At 69.5% G+C, this 15,522-nt stretch carries 14 protein-coding genes; 3 read left to right on the top strand and 11 right to left on the bottom strand.

The window, feature by feature from the left end; translation table 11 throughout:
- Positions 1-803: 803 nt before the first annotated feature.
- Both AC5L30_RS19450 and AC5L30_RS19445 read right to left on the bottom strand, forming a co-directional pair.
- Entirely contained in the window at positions 804-1,643 is an 840-nt protein-coding gene (locus tag AC5L30_RS19450; protein ID WP_494868913.1) for a GNAT family N-acetyltransferase, read from the bottom strand.
- Positions 1,573-2,913: an MFS transporter gene (locus AC5L30_RS19445; RefSeq protein WP_494868911.1), complete on the bottom strand. Its 1,341-nt coding sequence runs from the start codon at positions 2,911-2,913 to the stop codon at positions 1,573-1,575. Before AC5L30_RS19445 ends, AC5L30_RS19450 begins: the two co-directional genes overlap by 71 nt.
- A 112-nt stretch (positions 2,914-3,025) precedes the next feature.
- Here AC5L30_RS19445 and AC5L30_RS19440 point away from each other — a divergent pair, with 112 nt between their 5' ends.
- Positions 3,026-3,613, top strand: a complete 588-nt coding sequence (locus tag AC5L30_RS19440) for a PadR family transcriptional regulator (protein ID WP_494868909.1) — start codon at positions 3,026-3,028, stop codon at positions 3,611-3,613.
- 220 nt (positions 3,614-3,833) lie between these two features.
- Here AC5L30_RS19440 and ispG read toward each other — a convergent pair whose 3' ends face one another.
- The 7 genes from ispG to AC5L30_RS19405 form a co-directional block, all read right to left on the bottom strand.
- Complete coding sequence (gene ispG, locus AC5L30_RS19435) at positions 3,834-5,006, bottom strand: flavodoxin-dependent (E)-4-hydroxy-3-methylbut-2-enyl-diphosphate synthase (RefSeq protein WP_112588507.1); 1,173 nt, start codon at positions 5,004-5,006, stop codon at positions 3,834-3,836.
- 9 nt (positions 5,007-5,015) lie between these two features.
- Positions 5,016-6,266 (bottom strand): M50 family metallopeptidase, encoded by a 1,251-nt coding sequence (locus tag AC5L30_RS19430; RefSeq protein ID WP_494868906.1) that lies wholly within the window; start codon positions 6,264-6,266, stop codon positions 5,016-5,018.
- Positions 6,266-7,477 (bottom strand): 1-deoxy-D-xylulose-5-phosphate reductoisomerase, encoded by a 1,212-nt coding sequence (gene dxr, locus AC5L30_RS19425; RefSeq protein WP_494868904.1) that lies wholly within the window; start codon positions 7,475-7,477, stop codon positions 6,266-6,268. The genes AC5L30_RS19430 and dxr overlap by 1 nt, the downstream gene beginning before the upstream one ends.
- 43 nt (positions 7,478-7,520) lie before the next feature.
- Complete coding sequence (locus tag AC5L30_RS19420) at positions 7,521-8,165, bottom strand: Uma2 family endonuclease (protein ID WP_494868903.1); 645 nt, start codon at positions 8,163-8,165, stop codon at positions 7,521-7,523.
- Between the two features lie 105 nt (positions 8,166-8,270).
- On the bottom strand, positions 8,271-8,450 hold the full coding sequence (locus tag AC5L30_RS19415) for a hypothetical protein (RefSeq protein WP_494868901.1): 180 nt from the start codon (positions 8,448-8,450) through the stop codon (positions 8,271-8,273).
- 221 nt (positions 8,451-8,671) lie between these two features.
- Positions 8,672-8,869, bottom strand: a complete 198-nt coding sequence (locus tag AC5L30_RS19410; RefSeq protein ID WP_494868900.1) for a DUF397 domain-containing protein — start codon at positions 8,867-8,869, stop codon at positions 8,672-8,674.
- Positions 8,859-9,740: a helix-turn-helix domain-containing protein gene (locus tag AC5L30_RS19405; RefSeq protein WP_494868899.1), complete on the bottom strand. Its 882-nt coding sequence runs from the start codon at positions 9,738-9,740 to the stop codon at positions 8,859-8,861. Before AC5L30_RS19405 ends, AC5L30_RS19410 begins: the two co-directional genes overlap by 11 nt.
- 267 nt (positions 9,741-10,007) lie before the next feature.
- Here AC5L30_RS19405 and AC5L30_RS19400 point away from each other — a divergent pair, with 267 nt between their 5' ends.
- Both AC5L30_RS19400 and AC5L30_RS19395 read left to right on the top strand, forming a co-directional pair.
- A complete protein-coding gene (locus AC5L30_RS19400) occupies positions 10,008-10,193 on the top strand; it encodes a hypothetical protein (protein WP_494868898.1) in 186 nt (61 codons plus the stop codon).
- A 40-nt stretch (positions 10,194-10,233) separates the two neighbouring features.
- The gene (locus tag AC5L30_RS19395; RefSeq protein ID WP_494868896.1) at positions 10,234-10,551 is read left to right on the top strand and encodes a hypothetical protein; all 318 of its coding nucleotides are present in this window, start codon (positions 10,234-10,236) and stop codon (positions 10,549-10,551) included.
- Here AC5L30_RS19395 and AC5L30_RS19390 read toward each other — a convergent pair.
- Together AC5L30_RS19390 and AC5L30_RS19385 are read right to left on the bottom strand one after the other, a co-directional pair.
- Positions 10,541-14,509, bottom strand: a complete 3,969-nt coding sequence (locus AC5L30_RS19390) for a CARDB domain-containing protein (RefSeq protein ID WP_494868894.1) — start codon at positions 14,507-14,509, stop codon at positions 10,541-10,543. The genes AC5L30_RS19395 and AC5L30_RS19390 overlap by 11 nt on opposite strands.
- 446 nt (positions 14,510-14,955) lie before the next feature.
- Entirely contained in the window at positions 14,956-15,507 is a 552-nt protein-coding gene (locus AC5L30_RS19385) for a GNAT family N-acetyltransferase (protein WP_494868892.1), read from the bottom strand.
- Between the last annotated feature and the right edge of the window lie 15 nt (positions 15,508-15,522).

Raw genomic sequence — 15,522 nt, 5'->3', positions numbered from 1 at the left:
TCCACGACCGCGTTCCTCAAGGGCCTCAAGCAGGTCGACGGGTGGCAGGACATGCCGCTGACCGACGCCGCGCAGACCGTACAGGTCTCCGCCTACCCCGACGCCTACGCCCAGTGGGAGCAGCAGGCCACCGACCTGGTCGCCCAGCACTGGAACAGCTGACCCCGCACCACGCACGCACCGCACGACCGCACGACCGCACGACACCGACCGCTGGCCGGCACCCCCAACCCGGGGTGCCGGCCAGCGGCCTCTTGCCGCCGTTGACCGCTGACCCTTGACCGCTGCCCCTTAACCGCTGCCCCTTGGCCGCTGGGCCTTGACCGCTGCCCCTTGGCCCCTTGGCCGCTGGGCCGCTGGGCCGCTAGGCCGCTAGGCCGCTGGGCCGCTGGGCCGCTAGGCCGCCGCTGGCCGCTGACGCTGGGGACGCCGCGCTGCGCGGAGCCGTGCGGGAGGCGGATCGCGCCATCTGGTCGGCGGCTGCCCGCAGATCTTGGACAGTTACCGTTCCGCGCGAACGGAAACTGTCCAAGATCTCGCGGCGCATGGCCGAAACGCCACCCGATGCGGAGTAGATGTCATGGTCGAGAGGCCACCCACGGCGCAACGACGGGACCCGGCGGCGCAACGGCCCGGCGCGACGGCCCGGCGGAGGCGGAATGGCCCGGCCCCAACGGCTCCGGCGGAATGGCCGGCGAACAGCATCGCCCAACCAACTTCGCCCGCGAATCTTTGACACCTTCATCCGGCGCGAACGGCAACTGTCCTGCCGGGTGCACCACCCATACCCGCACCTGCGGCGGTCAGAAGAGCACCGTGGCCAGGGTGCCGATCGGCTGGAAGCCGCAGCGCTCGTAGACGCGGCGGGCCGGGAGGTTGAAGTCGTTGACGTACAGGCTGACGGTGGGGGCGACCCGCAGCAGCGCGTCACGGACCACGGCTGCCATGGCGGCGGTGGCGATTCCCCGGCCTCGCCACTCCGGTGCCACCCAGACGCCCTGAATCTGCGCTGTCCGCTTGGTCACCACGGCCAGTTCGGCCTTGAACACGACCTTGCCGTCGACGATGCGGGCGTACGCGCGGCCGGTCCGGACCAGGTCATTGACCCGTCGGCGGTAGCTGCGGCCGGCGTCCTCGACCAGTGGGGAGACGCCGACCTCTTCGGTGTACATGGCCACCGCCGCCGGGAAGAGCCGGTCGACCTCGCCGGAGCGAACCTGGCGTACCTCCGGGTCGGCCGGTACGGGCGGCAGCGTGTCGGTGACCAGCAGCGGCTGATTGGGGCGGACGTCTCGCGCTGGCCCCCAGGTGTCGGAGAGGCGGTCCCACAGCCCGAGGACGGCATCGGCCCGGCCGACGATGGAGGAGCAGAGCCGTTCCTCGCCCGCGAGCAGGTCGGCGAAGGCGGCCACCGCGGCATCGCTGGCCAGCACCGGGGTCAGGTTGCCGCCGAGCCAGCAGAGTGACTCGAGGTTGCGGCGGGCGCCGTACCCCAGGATTCTGCCCTCGGCCCGCCACCAGGAGAGTCCGCGCGCGGCGATCCGCTCGGCGACCTGCGCGCCCGCGAACGGGTCATGGTCGAGCAGTCGCTCGACCGCGCGGCGCTCCGATTCCCCCAGTTGGCGTACCGGCACCGTCAGCACGACTATCAGCCTGCCAGATCGACCCCCCGCTCCGCCGGTCGAGTGGCGAGGCCGGCACCGGTTGTGTGGCCCCGCTGATCGGCCGGGTCCGTTCAGCCCACCGGACGACCGGCGGCACCAGGGCCCCGAGCAGGAGAAACAGGGCACCGAGCACGAGCCAGCCCGGTACGCCCCAGCCGAGCGCGAGGGCGGTCACCACCACCGGGGCGAGCATCTTGCCCAGTTCGTAGCCCATGCCGTACGCCCCCTGGTACTGCCCCTGGGCGTCCGCTGGTGCCAGCCCGAAGGAGATCCCCCAGCCGGCGGCGGAGTGCCACAGCTCCCCGGTGACGTGTGCGACCGCCCCCAGGCCGAGCAGGCCCACCGCGCCGACGGTGGGCAGCGCGCCGCTGGCGGCGAAGAGTACGCAGGCCAGGGCGATGGCCAGGCCGGCTCGACGGGCGGCGCGGGCGGCTCCGGGCAGGGTGGCGGCGGTACCCGCGGCTCGTACCTGAAGGAGCACCACCAGCACGGTGTTGACCAGCGTCAACGCGGAGATCATCCAGACTGGCGCCCGGGTGTGTCCGGCGATCCACAGCGGCAACGCGATGGTGAGCAGGCTGAAGTGCATCGACATCAGCCCGTCGACCAGGGTGAAGGCGAGGAACGGGCGGTCCCGCAGGGCGACCAGCCGAGGGCCGTGCGTCGGGGCGGCGACCGGGGCGATCCTGGGCAGTCGGAGGAGGACCAGCGCTGCGGCCAGTGACGCCGCCGCGGCGGCCAGGATCAGCGCGACGTACCCGGTTCGGGTGTCGGCGGCGATGGCGAAGCCGCCGAGGACGGCGCCGACGGAGATCCCGACGTTGGTGGTGGCTCGCAGGTAGGCGCGGGTGCGGACCCGCTGGTCGGCCGGGATGGCCCCGGCGATCAGCGCACCGCGGGCGCCGCGCTCGACCGCGTCGGCGAGCGCGGTGGCGGCTCCCACCAACACGAAGGTGGGGAACGACCGGACGGCGATCAGGCCGATGGTCAGGGTGCCGGCGACGAACAGCGCACCGACCTGCACACCTCGCGGGCCGACGCGGTCGGCCAGGTAGCCGCTCGGGGTGCTGGCCAGCACGCCGACCAGAGCCGAGATGGTCAGCCCGACACCCACCTGGGTCGCCGACAGGCCGACCGACCGGGTGAGGAAGAGCGCGCTGGCGACGAGCCAGAGACCCCGCCCGACGGTCTTGACCAGGGTGCCGAGGGTGAGAACCCGGGCCGGGCCCGGTGCGGGAAGCAGGCGCATGACCGACACTCTAACAAGACGTACGTACGGTTTGGTAGATGAAGGTTGTCGGCGATGCATTGCCGATATATCGTTGATGCATCAGCGATAGTCCTACGGAAGGAAGAACCCGATGAGGTTCCACCGACAGCACCACCCGCTGCACGAGGCCCGGATGCGGGGGTTCGGCTTCCCGCCGGTCCCGCCCGGTCCGCACGGCCATGGCCACGAGCACGGCGGTCCCTGGGGCGGCCGAGGTCGAGGCCGGGGTCGCGGCCGACGCCCCAACGTCCGAGCCTCCGTGTTGGCACTGCTCACCGAGCGGCCGATGCACGGCTACGAGATGATCCAGGAGATCGACTCCCGCACCGGCGGTGCGTGGCGGCCGAGCCCGGGCTCGATCTACCCCACTCTTCAGCTACTGGAGGACGAGGGCGTGATCGTCGCCAGCACCGAGGAGTCCGGTGGTGGGCGGAAGCGGTTCACGGTCACCGAGGCCGGTCAGGCGGAGGCCGCCGAGGCCGCGCAGACCCCGCCGTGGGCGGACGTCGCCCAGGGCGCGGTGAGCAGCTGGCACGACATCCGCGACTCCGGCGCGCAGGCGATGAACGCCCTGCGTCAGGTGATGATGAACGGCACCGACGACCAGCGCGAGCGGGCCGCCCAGGTGCTCGACGAGACCCGGCGCAAGCTGTACGCGATCCTCGCCGAATCCGAGTGACGCCAGGCCGCACCACAGCGCCAGGCCGCACCAGCGCACGACCACCACGGCGCCAGGCCGCACCAGCGCACGACCACCACAGCACCAGGCCGCACCATGGCAGAGCACGGCACGGCACGCCACGCCACGAGCGGCACAGCGCGAAAACACAAGATCAGCACAAACGCACAGCGGCCGTTCCCCCGCACCGGGGAACGGCCGCTTCGCGTACGGAACGGGATCAGTGCACGGTGACGGTCGGGCCGGTGACCAGCCCGCGCAGCTCCTCGGGGAGCTCGGCGCCCATCTCGTCGGCGATCCGCAGCGCCTCCTCGATCAGCGTCTCGACGATCTGCGCCTCGGGCACCGTCTTGACGACCTGCCCCTTGACGAAGATCTGGCCCTTGCCGTTGCCCGAGGCGACCCCGAGGTCGGCTTCCCGGGCCTCGCCCGGACCGTTGACCACGCAGCCCATGACGGCGACCCGCAGCGGCACCGGCAGCCCTTCCAGGCCGGCGGTGACCTCCTCGGCGAGCTTGTAGACGTCCACCTGGGCCCGCCCGCAGGACGGGCACGAGACGATCTCCAGACCGCGCTCGCGCAGACCCAGGGACTCCAGGATCTGGTTGCCGACCTTGATCTCCTCGACCGGCGGAGCGGACAGCGACACCCGGATCGTGTCGCCGATCCCCTCGGCCAGCAGCGCACCGAACGCGACCGCCGACTTGATGGTGCCCTGGAACGCCGGCCCGGCCTCGGTGACGCCGAGGTGCAGCGGGTAGTCGCACTGCTCGGCGAGCTGCCGGTACGCGCGGATCATCACGACCGGGTCGTTGTGCTTGACCGAGATCTTGATGTCGCGGAAGCCGTGCTCCTCGAAGAGCGAGCACTCCCACAGCGCCGACTCGACCAGCGCCTCGGCGGTGGCCTTGCCGTACTTGCTCAGCAGGCGCTTGTCCAGCGAGCCGGCGTTGACGCCGATCCGGATCGGCACCCCCGCCGCCCCAGCGGCCCGAGCGATCTCCTTGACCTTGTCGTCGAACTGCCGGATGTTGCCCGGGTTGACCCGGACCGCCGCGCAGCCGGCGTCGATCGCGGCGAAGACGTACTTGGGCTGGAAGTGGATGTCGGCGATCACCGGGATCTGCGACTTCTTGGCGATCGCGGGCAGCGCCTCGACGTCGTCCTGGGACGGCACCGCCACCCGGACGATCTGGCAGCCGGACGCGGTCAGCTCGGCGATCTGCTGGAGGGTCGCGTTGATGTCGGAGGTGAGGGTCGTGGTCATCGACTGCACGGACACCGGCGCACCACCACCGACCGGGACCGAACCGACCATGATCTGGCGGCTGGCCCGACGGGGAGCGAGCGGCGGGGGCGGCACGGCGGGCATACCGAGACTGATAGCGGTCACTTCAGGCACTCACCTTGAGAAGAGCGTGATGGGGTTGACGACGTCCGCGGCGATGGTCAGCAGCGTGAACGCGCCACCGATCAGGATCACCACGTACGTGAAGGGCATCAGTTTGAGGTAGTCCACCCGGCCGGGGTCGGTCCGGCCGATCCGCGCGTAGACCCAGGAGCGGGCCCGTTCGAACCAGGCGATGGCGATGTGGCCGCCGTCCACCGGGAGCAGCGGCAGCAGGTTGAACACGCCGATGAAGAAGTTCAGCGACACGAAGAGCATGAAGAAGACCAGCCAGGCGTTGTTCTCCACCGCCTCGCCGCCGAGCCGGCTGGCGCCGACCACGCTGATCGGGGTGTCGACGTCGCGCTCGCCGCCGGTGAGGGCGGTCCACAGGGCGGGGACCTTCTGCGGGAGGCGCTGGAGCGCCTGGGCGGTGCCGACGGCCAGTTGACCGGTGAAGTCGGCGGTGGCGCCGAAGGCGCCGATCGGGCCGTACGTCACACGGGTCGGGGTGCTGGGGACGAGCCCGACGCCGAGCGCGGCGACCGGCGCGGCGGTGCCGTTCGGGTCGTTCAGCGGCGGACGCTGGGTCTGCGCGAGCACCGTGCTGGTGGTGCCCGGCTGCCCGTCGCGGACGTACGCGATCTGCGCGGTGTCGCCCGGCTTGAGCCCGCGCAGCGTGGTGAGCAGGTCGCCGTAGGAGTTGATCGGGGTGCCGTTGACCGAGGTGATCCGGTCGCCGTTGCGCAGTTGCGCCTGGGCCGCCGGGCTGGCCGCGTCGGTGGGGGTGCACGCCCGCACCGCGTTCTCCGGAACCACGCACTCACTGAGCTGGATGACGGCGGGCTCCTGGCGGGCCTGCGCGTCGGTGGTCGGGAAGTCGGGGTTGGGCAGGCCGGCGGAGACGGCGAGGATCCAGATCGTGACCAGGGCGAGCGCGAAGTGCGTGATCGACCCGGCGGCCATCACGATCGTCCGCTTCCAGACCGGGTAGCGCCACATCACCCGCGACTCGTCGCCCGGCTCGACGTCGTCGTCCTGCGGCGTCATCCCGACGATCTTGCAGAAGCCGCCGAGGGGGATGCCCTTGAGGCCGTACTCCGTCTCACCGCGCCGGAACGACCAGATGGTGGGGCCGAAACCGACGAAGTACTTCGTGACCTTCATCCCGAACGCCTTGGCGGTCAACAGGTGACCCGCCTCGTGCAGGCTCACCGAGATGAGAATGGCCAGGGCGAAGAGGACCACCCCGAGCAGGTACGACATCAAGCTCCTTCCACCGAACCCGCGATGATCTCCTGCGCGTGCGCGCGTGCCCACGACTCGGCCGCGAGCACGTCCTCGACGGTACCTGGTTCGTCGAAGTCCGGAGCCTCCTCCAACACGCGTTCGAGGGTGTCGACGATGCCGAGGAACGGCAGCCGACCCGCCACGAACGCGGCCACGCACTCCTCGTTCGCCGCGTTGTAGATCGCCGGCCGGCAGCGCCCGGCCTCCCCGGCGGCCTTGGCCAGGGCGACGGCCGGGAACGCCTCGTCGTCAAGCGGCGCGAACTCCCAGGTGTGCGCGGCCGTCCAGTCGACGGCGGTGGCGGCCCCGGGCACCCGGTCCGGCCAGCCGATGCCGAGCGCGATCGGCAGCCGCATGTCCGGTGGGCTGGCCTGGGCGATCGTCGACCCGTCGACGAACTCGACCATCGAGTGGATCACCGACTGCGGGTGCACCATCACGGTGATGTCGGCGTAGGGCACGTCGAACAGCTCGTGCGCCTCGATCACCTCAAGCGCCTTGTTGACCATCGTGGCGGAGTTGATCGTGACGACCGGCCCCATGTTCCAGGTTGGGTGGGCGAGGGCCTGATCGGGTGTGACCTGCGTCAACTCGTCGCGCCGTCGACCCCGGAACGGGCCGCCGCTGGCTGTGACGATCAGCCGACGGACCTCGCCGCGCGTGCCGGAGCGCAGGCACTGGGCCAGCGCCGAGTGCTCCGAGTCGACCGGGACGATCTGCCCCGGCCGCGTCACCGCGGCCTTGACCAGCGGGCCGCCGGCCACCAGCGACTCCTTGTTGGCCAACGCGAGGGTACGACCACCGCGCAGCGCGGCCAGCGTAGGAGCGAGGCCCAGCGAGCCGACCACCCCGTTGAGCACGATGTCGCACGGCCACTGGGCCAGCTCGGTCATGGCGTCCGGACCGGCCACGATCTTGGGAAGCTTGAAGTCGCCGGTGGCCCACCCCCGCCGGCTCGCCTCGGCGTAGAACGCGAGTTGCAGATCCTGCGCGGCGGACGCCTTGGCCACCCCGACCGCCTCGACGCCCAGTTCGAGGGCCTGCGTGGCGAGCAGCTCGACGTTTCCGCCGCCGGCACCCACGGCGACCACCCGGAACCGGTCCGGGTTGCGCCGGACGATGTCGATGGCCTGGGTGCCGATCGAGCCGGTGGACCCGAGCAGAACAAGGTCGCGGGGGGAAGTCACCCGGCCATTCTTCCCCACCCCCGCTGCACGCCCGCTGGGAGCCTCAGCCCTCCCCGTCCGACGCCTCCGGCAGCGCCTCCTCGCCGAGCAGGTCGGCCGGGTCGATAGAGAACTCGAACGGCTCCCGCATGACGAAGCGCGTCCCGGCCGCAGCGGCAGCCACCGGCCGGTATTCCCCCTCGGTCAGCTCGTACAACGCAATGGTTGGCACCCGATTGCGCAGGTCAACCCGGAGGAAGAACGGAACCCTGGCGGCGGCGTACTCACGCGGGCGGTCGATGATGTCCTTGCGCCGGTTTCCGGGCGAGACGATCTCCCCGAGAAGCACCGCGTGCCTGATGTCCATCGTCGTTCGACCGCCGCCGGGAGCGTCAAGAATGACGATGTCCGGGATGAAGAGATCTTCGCCCGAGACGATGTTCGTCTCAAGATAGAGCCACAGCTTCGCCCGACGGGCCGCCTGCTTGAGGAGATAGGCGAGACCCAGCTCCGCGTCCTGATGGTCGTATCCGGCATGTGGTGTCACGATCACGCTTCCGCTCAGGACCTCAACCTTGGGGCCGTTGGTCTCCGGCAACAGGTCGAGAGCGAGCTGCGCGGTCCACGGCTCGTCGTGCCACCGCAGCACGTCGAACGACGGCTCGGTGTGCTGCGGCGCCGGCTCCGGCGCGAACGCTGCCTGGGCCATCCGGGCTCACCCCCTCAGCGGACCATCCTGCTCAGGTCAGCCTAGCCACCGCCGCCCCGGTTGTGCGTCATCGCACACCCAGTCCGACACCCAAGTGGCTGACGGTCAGCCGCACTGGTCCTGATCAGTGGGCCGGCGCGGCACGACCCCTTCGCCGTAGTTGGCGGCCAGGGTTGCGGCCCACACGTCCGGGACGGTCCGACCGGGGGAGAACAGCGGGATGCCCCGCCCCGGCACCAAGATGCACGAGCGGATCATGCAGATCTTGGACAGTTTCCGCTCCATCGAGGCAGCAGCGCCCCGGGCGCCTCGGCCCGTAGTTGATCGGCACGGGCCGTCTGTCCACTGCGTAACACGGCCACCATGCGTCCGAACCGGTCCACTTTGCACCCTCCCCAGAAATCGCGAGGAGGCTAACCCGGACCTGCGACCGATCTTGGAGAAAAATCGCCCCTCGCGGGGCCGAATTCTTCCAAGATCTCGGTGAACGAGTTGGCGCTAGCCGCTTAGCGGCGGTTGGCCAACTGCTGCGCGCGGGTTGACGCGATGAAGGCGGTCCAGACCGACTCGGTGAAGGTCAGCGTCGGACCCTGAGGGTCTTTGCTGTCGCGTACGCCGACCGTCTCGGCGAACCCCGCCACCTCGACGCAGTCGCCCTCGCTGCCGGACCGGGTTGACGTGCGCCAGACTCCGTCACGCTCCATCGGTCATCTCCTTCCCTATGGCCGCGATCAGCTCGCGGGACTCGTCGGCGCTGAGCGCCCGCTCGCCGAGCGAGCGCCACGCGTCCTCATAGATCTCGATCTCGTGGGTCTTGTCAAGGTAGACCGCACCGCACGGCCCGTCCATGTAGATCGTCGTCGGCTCCGGCTCGCGCACGTCGAACGGGAAGTCGAGCATGGTGAAGGTGCCGGCCTGCGCCCAGCGCACCAGCCCCGCATCGAGCGGCAACACTCGGATGCTGATGTTGTGCTGTCGCGACGACACCACCAGCGACTCCAGTTGGCGGGCCATCGCCGCACGATCGCGCAGCGGGCGGCGCAGCACCGCCTCGCTCAGGATGACGTCGAGGCGCGGAGCACGGGGCACCGCCCGAGCCAGCAGGCGTTGGCGGCGAAGCCGCACGTCGACCTTCGCCTGCCGTTGTTGCTCACCCATTTGCGGCTGGTCGGTAGCAATCAACTCGGCCATGTACTCGACCGTCTGCAACAGACCGGGGACCAGATCGGCTTCGTACTTCCGGATGCGGGTGGCGGCGGCTTCCAGGCCGACGTACAACTTGAACCAGTCCTTGATCGCCTCGCCGTAGCTGTGCCACCAGCCGTGCGCCTTGGTCTCCCTGGCCAGCGCCCGCATCGTCTCGATCGTCTCTGGGGACGCGCCGTAGACCCGGCACATCGCCTCCACATCGTTCGGGTGCATGGGGACCTGACCGGTCTCGTACCGCCAGATTCGGGGTGCCGACCATTCCAATTCCTTGGCCGCCGCGGTAACCGTCACATACGCATTTTCACGAAGCTCTCTCAGGTATCTACCGAGCTGCCTGCGTGGAACTGTGCTGCCGGAGTCGTCCACGTCATCTCCATGGTTGTCGCCGCGTAATACCCCTCGTCCCTTGGTCCGCATTCTGCCGCGAAATATTGCGCTGGGCCAGCAGTGAAACGACCATCGGGGACAGCCAGACGACAGATCGGGACGGTCACTCTCGTGAGCGATATACCTCAGAGTCATATTTATACCTGTGGGGTATACCGCTCATCGAAAGGTCGCCTCCCGGACGGGAGGACCGTGGGCCCTATCGATGATCTACCGCTGCCGCCCTACGTGACCACGGAGGACGTCGTGTTCGCGCTGAGGGCGGTCACCGTGCACGTCCCCGAGCAGCCCGACGGTGAGCGTTGCCGCAAGGACGAGGCAGCACACCCGTGCCGGCTGCACCGCTGGGGCCGTCGCGTCCTGGAGCAGCGCGGCCTGACCGATGAGCAGGTGCAGACGTTGATCGCTGGAGGAACGGTGGCAGTGCGATGAGCCACCGAGACCGGGGAGCACCCGACAACCGAGGGCCGCGATGACCGCGCCGCGGTGGATCATCCATCTGCCGACCACCGTGACCAGCCTCGACGAGGTCACCGCCTTGGCCGTGGCGCTACGCGACTCGCTCGGCCATCTCGGCGTCATCGACTTCGGCGAGACCACGCTCAGCGAGGAGGACGCGCAGTTTCTGCGTACCCGAGTGTTCTGTGACGCCAAGCTCGCCGGTGCCGGCCGCTGCCGGCGGCCTGACGCCCACGACGGACCCTGTGCCGCAGTGCACAGCACGGAAGTCGGGGTGCCCGCAGCATCCGGACACCCCGACTTCACTCAAACCGTGTCGATCAGGGAGTGATGACGAACTGCGAGCCCGGCTGGATGACGATGTTGCCGTCGGCCGAGTTCGTGATGGTCACGTTCGTCAGGTTGGCGTTGCCGCGTGCGCCGCTCATCGCGAGGATGCCGGCGCCGTTGTTGGACTTGTCGATGCGCACATTGGTGATGGCGACGTTCGGCATGTTGCCGCCGCCGTTCTTGAACTGGATGCCGTCGTAGGTGGAGTCGATGATGTCGGTGTCGCGGATGGTGACGCCGACGATGTCCCGGGTGGCGGGGAAGAGGGTGATGGCACCGAACTCCTGGTCCTCGTTCCAGAAGGCGCCGCCGGTCCGGTAGAGCCCGTTGTTGGCGATCAGCGTCGTCCCGGAGAAGGGCAGCGGGTCGTGATCGGTCGCCAGCATGATGCCCGGGTAGTTCGCGGTGTCGTAGATCAGGTTGTTCTCGATCGAGTTGTCGTAGCCGCCGTAGATGGCGATGCCGTTGGCCCGCCAGGGCAGCTGGATGGTGTTGTTGACGAAGTGGTTGTCGTGGGCGATGTCGACGTTGCGATCCTTGACGTACGGGTTGGCCCAGATGGCGAGCGCGTCGTCACCGGTCGTGCGGAAGGACGAGTTGAACACCCGCGAGTTGCGCGTGCCGTTGCTGAAGTTGATGCCGTCGGCGTACGTGTTGCGGATCCGCATGCCGGTGAACTCCAGCCCGTCGGCCGGCCCCCACAGATCGGGGATGTTGTCGTAGTCGCGGCCCACCCAGACGCCCACGTTGGCGTGCTCGATCCAGACGTTGCTGATCCGGGTGCCGGTGCCGAACCGACCGTTCAGACCGACGCCGCCCTCGGCGTTGCCGTCACCACCCCGGATCCGGCCGGAGCCGAAGATGGCGATGTCGGAGATCTGGGTGTTCTTGTCGATGTCGAAGCCGAAGTTGCCCTCGTGCGGGTGGTTGATGCCGCCCACCACGTTCTGTGGCTCGGTCAGCGTGTAGAGCTGCGAGTGCCACATGCCGGCGCCTCGGATCGTGACGTTGCTGATGCCGACCTGGTTGTGCATGCCCCGGTTCAGCGGGTCGTCGGTCAGGATCTTCTGCTCCTGCCGCCACTGCCCGGCGGGGATCCAGACGCAGCTGATGACACCGTTCTGGTCGTCGGTCACCGCCCGCTGGATGGCGGCGGTGTCGTCGAGCCCGTCGTTCGGGACCGCACCGTACGAGGTGATCGAGGTGCAACCGGCCGGCTGGCTCGCCGCCGGCGCCACCTGCTCCAGATCGATCATGTCAATGACGTAGAAGGACGCGGTGTCACCGGAGTCGCGCTGCAACTTGAACCGGGTGCCGGCCGGGTACGACTGCGCCAGCAACGCGTTCGACTCGTCGAAGAGCCGTCGGGCGTCGGCCTGCGGGGTGTTGGTCAGCGCCTCCGGCCCGTCGGTGTTGCCGTAGAGCCAGCTGTGCTTCGACGACAGGGTCAACTTCCGGGAGAAGACGTCGTTGACGTAGAGGCTGATGGTCGCCTCGATGCCGCCGCCACCGGGGGCGTCCGGGATGGAGTTGCGCACCACGATGGAGTTGGCCTGGTTGGCCGAGGTGAACTCGACGAACTGCCCGGTGCTGGTGAGCCGTACCGACTTGCGCCCCGAGGACTCGCTGGCGAAGTTGGTGTGCCCGAAGGTGCGCAGCGGGTCGGCCTCCAGCAGCGTGCCCTGGTAACGGCCAGCCTCCGCCTCGTAGGAGACGTACGGGACGGCCGCCCCACGGCCGACCACGATCGACTGGCTGAACGCGTTGTTGGTCTCGTTGGTCTCGGTGACCACATTGGTGGCGTCGGCGGTGGCGGTGATGGTGGCACCGCCGCTGGTGGCGGTCCAGCTACCGCTGACGGCCACGCTGACCGTCGCGCCGGCGGCGATGGAGGCGGTGTTGGTGTTGAGCGTGGTGCTGCCCGCCACCAGCCGGGTGACCGTGGTCGCGCCGGTCGCGGTGGTGCCCCGGTTGCGGACCGCCACGGTGAAGGTGACGGACGCCCCGACGGCCGGGTTCGGCGGGTTCGAAGCGATGCTGAGCACCTGGAGGTCGGGGCCCGGGGCCTGCGCCACCACCAGCGGCGACGCGGCCGTGAAGCTGTTGTTGCCGTTGTTCTGCTCGACGATCGTGTTCGCCGGGTCGACCACCGCCGAGACGGCGTAGCTGCCCATCGGCCGTGTACCGGCGTTGAACGACACGGTGGTCGAGGCGCCCGCGGCGAGCGCGCCCACCGAGGCGCTGCCGACGACCGCGCCGGCCAGGCTGAAGTTCACCGTGGTCGCACCGGCGGCGGCGGACCCGATGTTCTGCACCACGGCCGAGAGCGTGACCGGGGAGACCTCGCTGGGTGACGTGGGCGACCAGGTCACCGAGCTGACGACCAGGTCCGGGTTGGGCGCCGGGGTGCCGCACACCTCAAGCTCGGCCACCTGACCGGACGGAGCACCGGTGTTGCCGGTGAACCGCAACTGCACGTCCGCCGTGGTCGCGGTGACCGGGATGGTCACCACGTTGCTGCCCTGGACGAACTGGTAGGCCGCCGCCGACACCAGGTTGGTGTACGCGGACGACGCCTGGTCGCGGCCGAGGACCTGGATGGTCTGGGTACGGGTGCCCCAGGCCGAATCCGGGTTGAGCTTCACCGTGACACCGGAGATGGAGTGGTTCGCGCCCAGCGCCACGGTCAGGTTCTGCGGGTAGCTCGCCGCGCCCTCCCAGTAGGTGCCGAGCTGCCCGTCGTTCGCCTTGTCCGGAGTGAAGCTGAAGGTGGATCCGCTCGCCGTCATGCTCTTGCCCTGCGCCACGTTGGTGCAGGCGGGCGGGTTGCTGCCGGTCCGGGTGACGGTGTTGCTGTTGCCGGAGAGGTTGCCGGCGCCGTCGCGGGCCCGAACGTGGTACGACACGGTCGCCGTCGCCGGTTGGGTGTCCTGGTAGGTGAGGACGGTGCCCAGCGTCGCGATCAGGCTGCCGCCCCGGTAGACGTTGTAGCCGGCGAGCCCGCTGCCGCCGGAGTCGGTGGAAGCCCCCCAGTTGAGCGTGATCGTGCTGCCCGACGTGCTGTGCGACAGCGTCCCCGGCACGCTCGGCGCGGTGGTGTCGCCACTACCGGTCCGGGTCACCGTGTTGCTGTTGCCGGAGAGGTTGCCGGCGGCGTCGCGGGCCCGGACGTGGTACGACACGGTCGCGGTGGCCGGCTGGGTGTCGTTGAAGGTGGTCACGTTGCCGACGGACTGGAGGAACGCACCGTTGCGGTAGACGTCGTAGCCGGCGATGCCGCTGCCGCCCGCGTTGTCGGTCGAGGCGACCCAGTGGAGGCTGATGGTGGTGCCCGACTGGGTGTACGAGAGGTTGCCGGGAACGCTCGGCGCGGTGGTGTCGGGGGTGGTGCCGCCGCTGCCGTACACCTCCAGTTCGGAGAGCTGCCCGGCCGGCCAGCCGCTGTTGGCGGTGATGGTGATGCGGACGTAGCGGGTGGCGGCCGAGCTGAAGTTGATCGTGACGGTGCTGCCGCTCGCCGGGTTGAAGGTGTACGTCTGCGACCCGACCAGATCGGTGAAGGACGAACCGTTGGTGCTGCCCCGCACGCTCAGCGTCTGCGTCCGGGTTCCCCAACCGGAGGTCGGCAGCTTCAGCACGACCTGGTTGACGCTCTGCGACGAGCCGAGATCGACCTGCACCCACTGCGGGAACGCGTTGTTGAGGCTCTCCCAGTAGCTGCCCGCGTTGCCGTCGACGACCTTCGACGAGTCGTAGACGTCGGCGTGACCGCTCTCCTGGGTGGGACGGCCCTGGGCGAGGTTGGTGGCAGCCGGGGCGAAGCCGGCGCTCGGTGCGGCTGCCGTGTCGGCGGGGCGGGCGGCGGCGGCCGGGTTCGCGACGGCGGTCGCCCCGGCCGTGGCGATCAGCGCGGCGGCGGCCGTGGCCGCCACCATCCTGAACAGATTCGTTCGTCTCATCACTGTCCTGTCGTCGGGGGACGGTTGCCGCGGTGGCTTGACCACGGGGATGGGGGTGCGGCGGTGCAGCGCCGGCCGGCGCGAGCGGCCGGTGTCGAGAGAGACGGGTGGGACGGGCGGCGCGGGGGCGCCGCTCGTCCTGGACACACCAGGCGGGTACGACCATCAACGGGCCTCCCGAGGAGGCCCGTTGAATCTTCCGAAAGCGTGCACAGAACCGTGCACACGTTTGTCAAAATCTTGCACTACTTTGGCCAAAGGTTACTGACGTGCTACGGGAGCGTCAACACTTCGACCACCGTGACTATTGACGGACTTGTCTGTCCCGGTGGCCGTCAGCCGTGCTGACCTGCCCATAATTTCGGGGAAGGTGCGACCTCCCGACGACTGGAGGCCACACCTTCCCCGGAGCTGCGCGGATCTTGCGTCAGGGCATGCGAGAACGATCAGGCATCTGGTGCCGTCAGGACGAAGGTCTCCAACAGCTCTCCGCCGTACCAGTCGGTGCGCTGACCCACATGGATCATGCCCAACCTCCGAGCGACCGCCATCGACGGCTCGTTGCCCGGTGACACCACCGCGTAGATCTCTCGGGTGCCGGCGGCGAACTCCCGTGCGATGAGCGCCCGAGCGGCCTCGGTGGCGTAGCCGTGACCCCACGAGTCCGGGTGCAGGTGCCAGCCCGTCTCGATGTCCGAGGTACGCACCGCCTCGTCCTGCCCCGGCAGCGGCTTGAGCAGCGCCGTGCCCACCACCTGGCCGGTCTCGCGCACCTCGACCGCCCAGGTGCCGTACCGGCCGCCATCGGCGGCGTGCCGGTCCTGCCCGATCCGCAGCCGTTCGACGGCCTGGGCCGGGTCGGTCATCGGCATGCCCGGCGACACCGCCAACCAGCGGGTGATCTCCGGGCGGGAGTAGATGTCGTAGATCCGGGCCAGATCGGCCGGATCGTCGGTCCAATCGCGCAGGATCAGGCGTTCGGTGGTGAGAACAGTCATGACCGGCGATCTTAA

The sequence above is a fragment of the Micromonospora sp. BQ32 genome, assembly GCF_059358895.1.
This window is presented reverse-complemented; position numbering and strand designations above follow the sequence as displayed.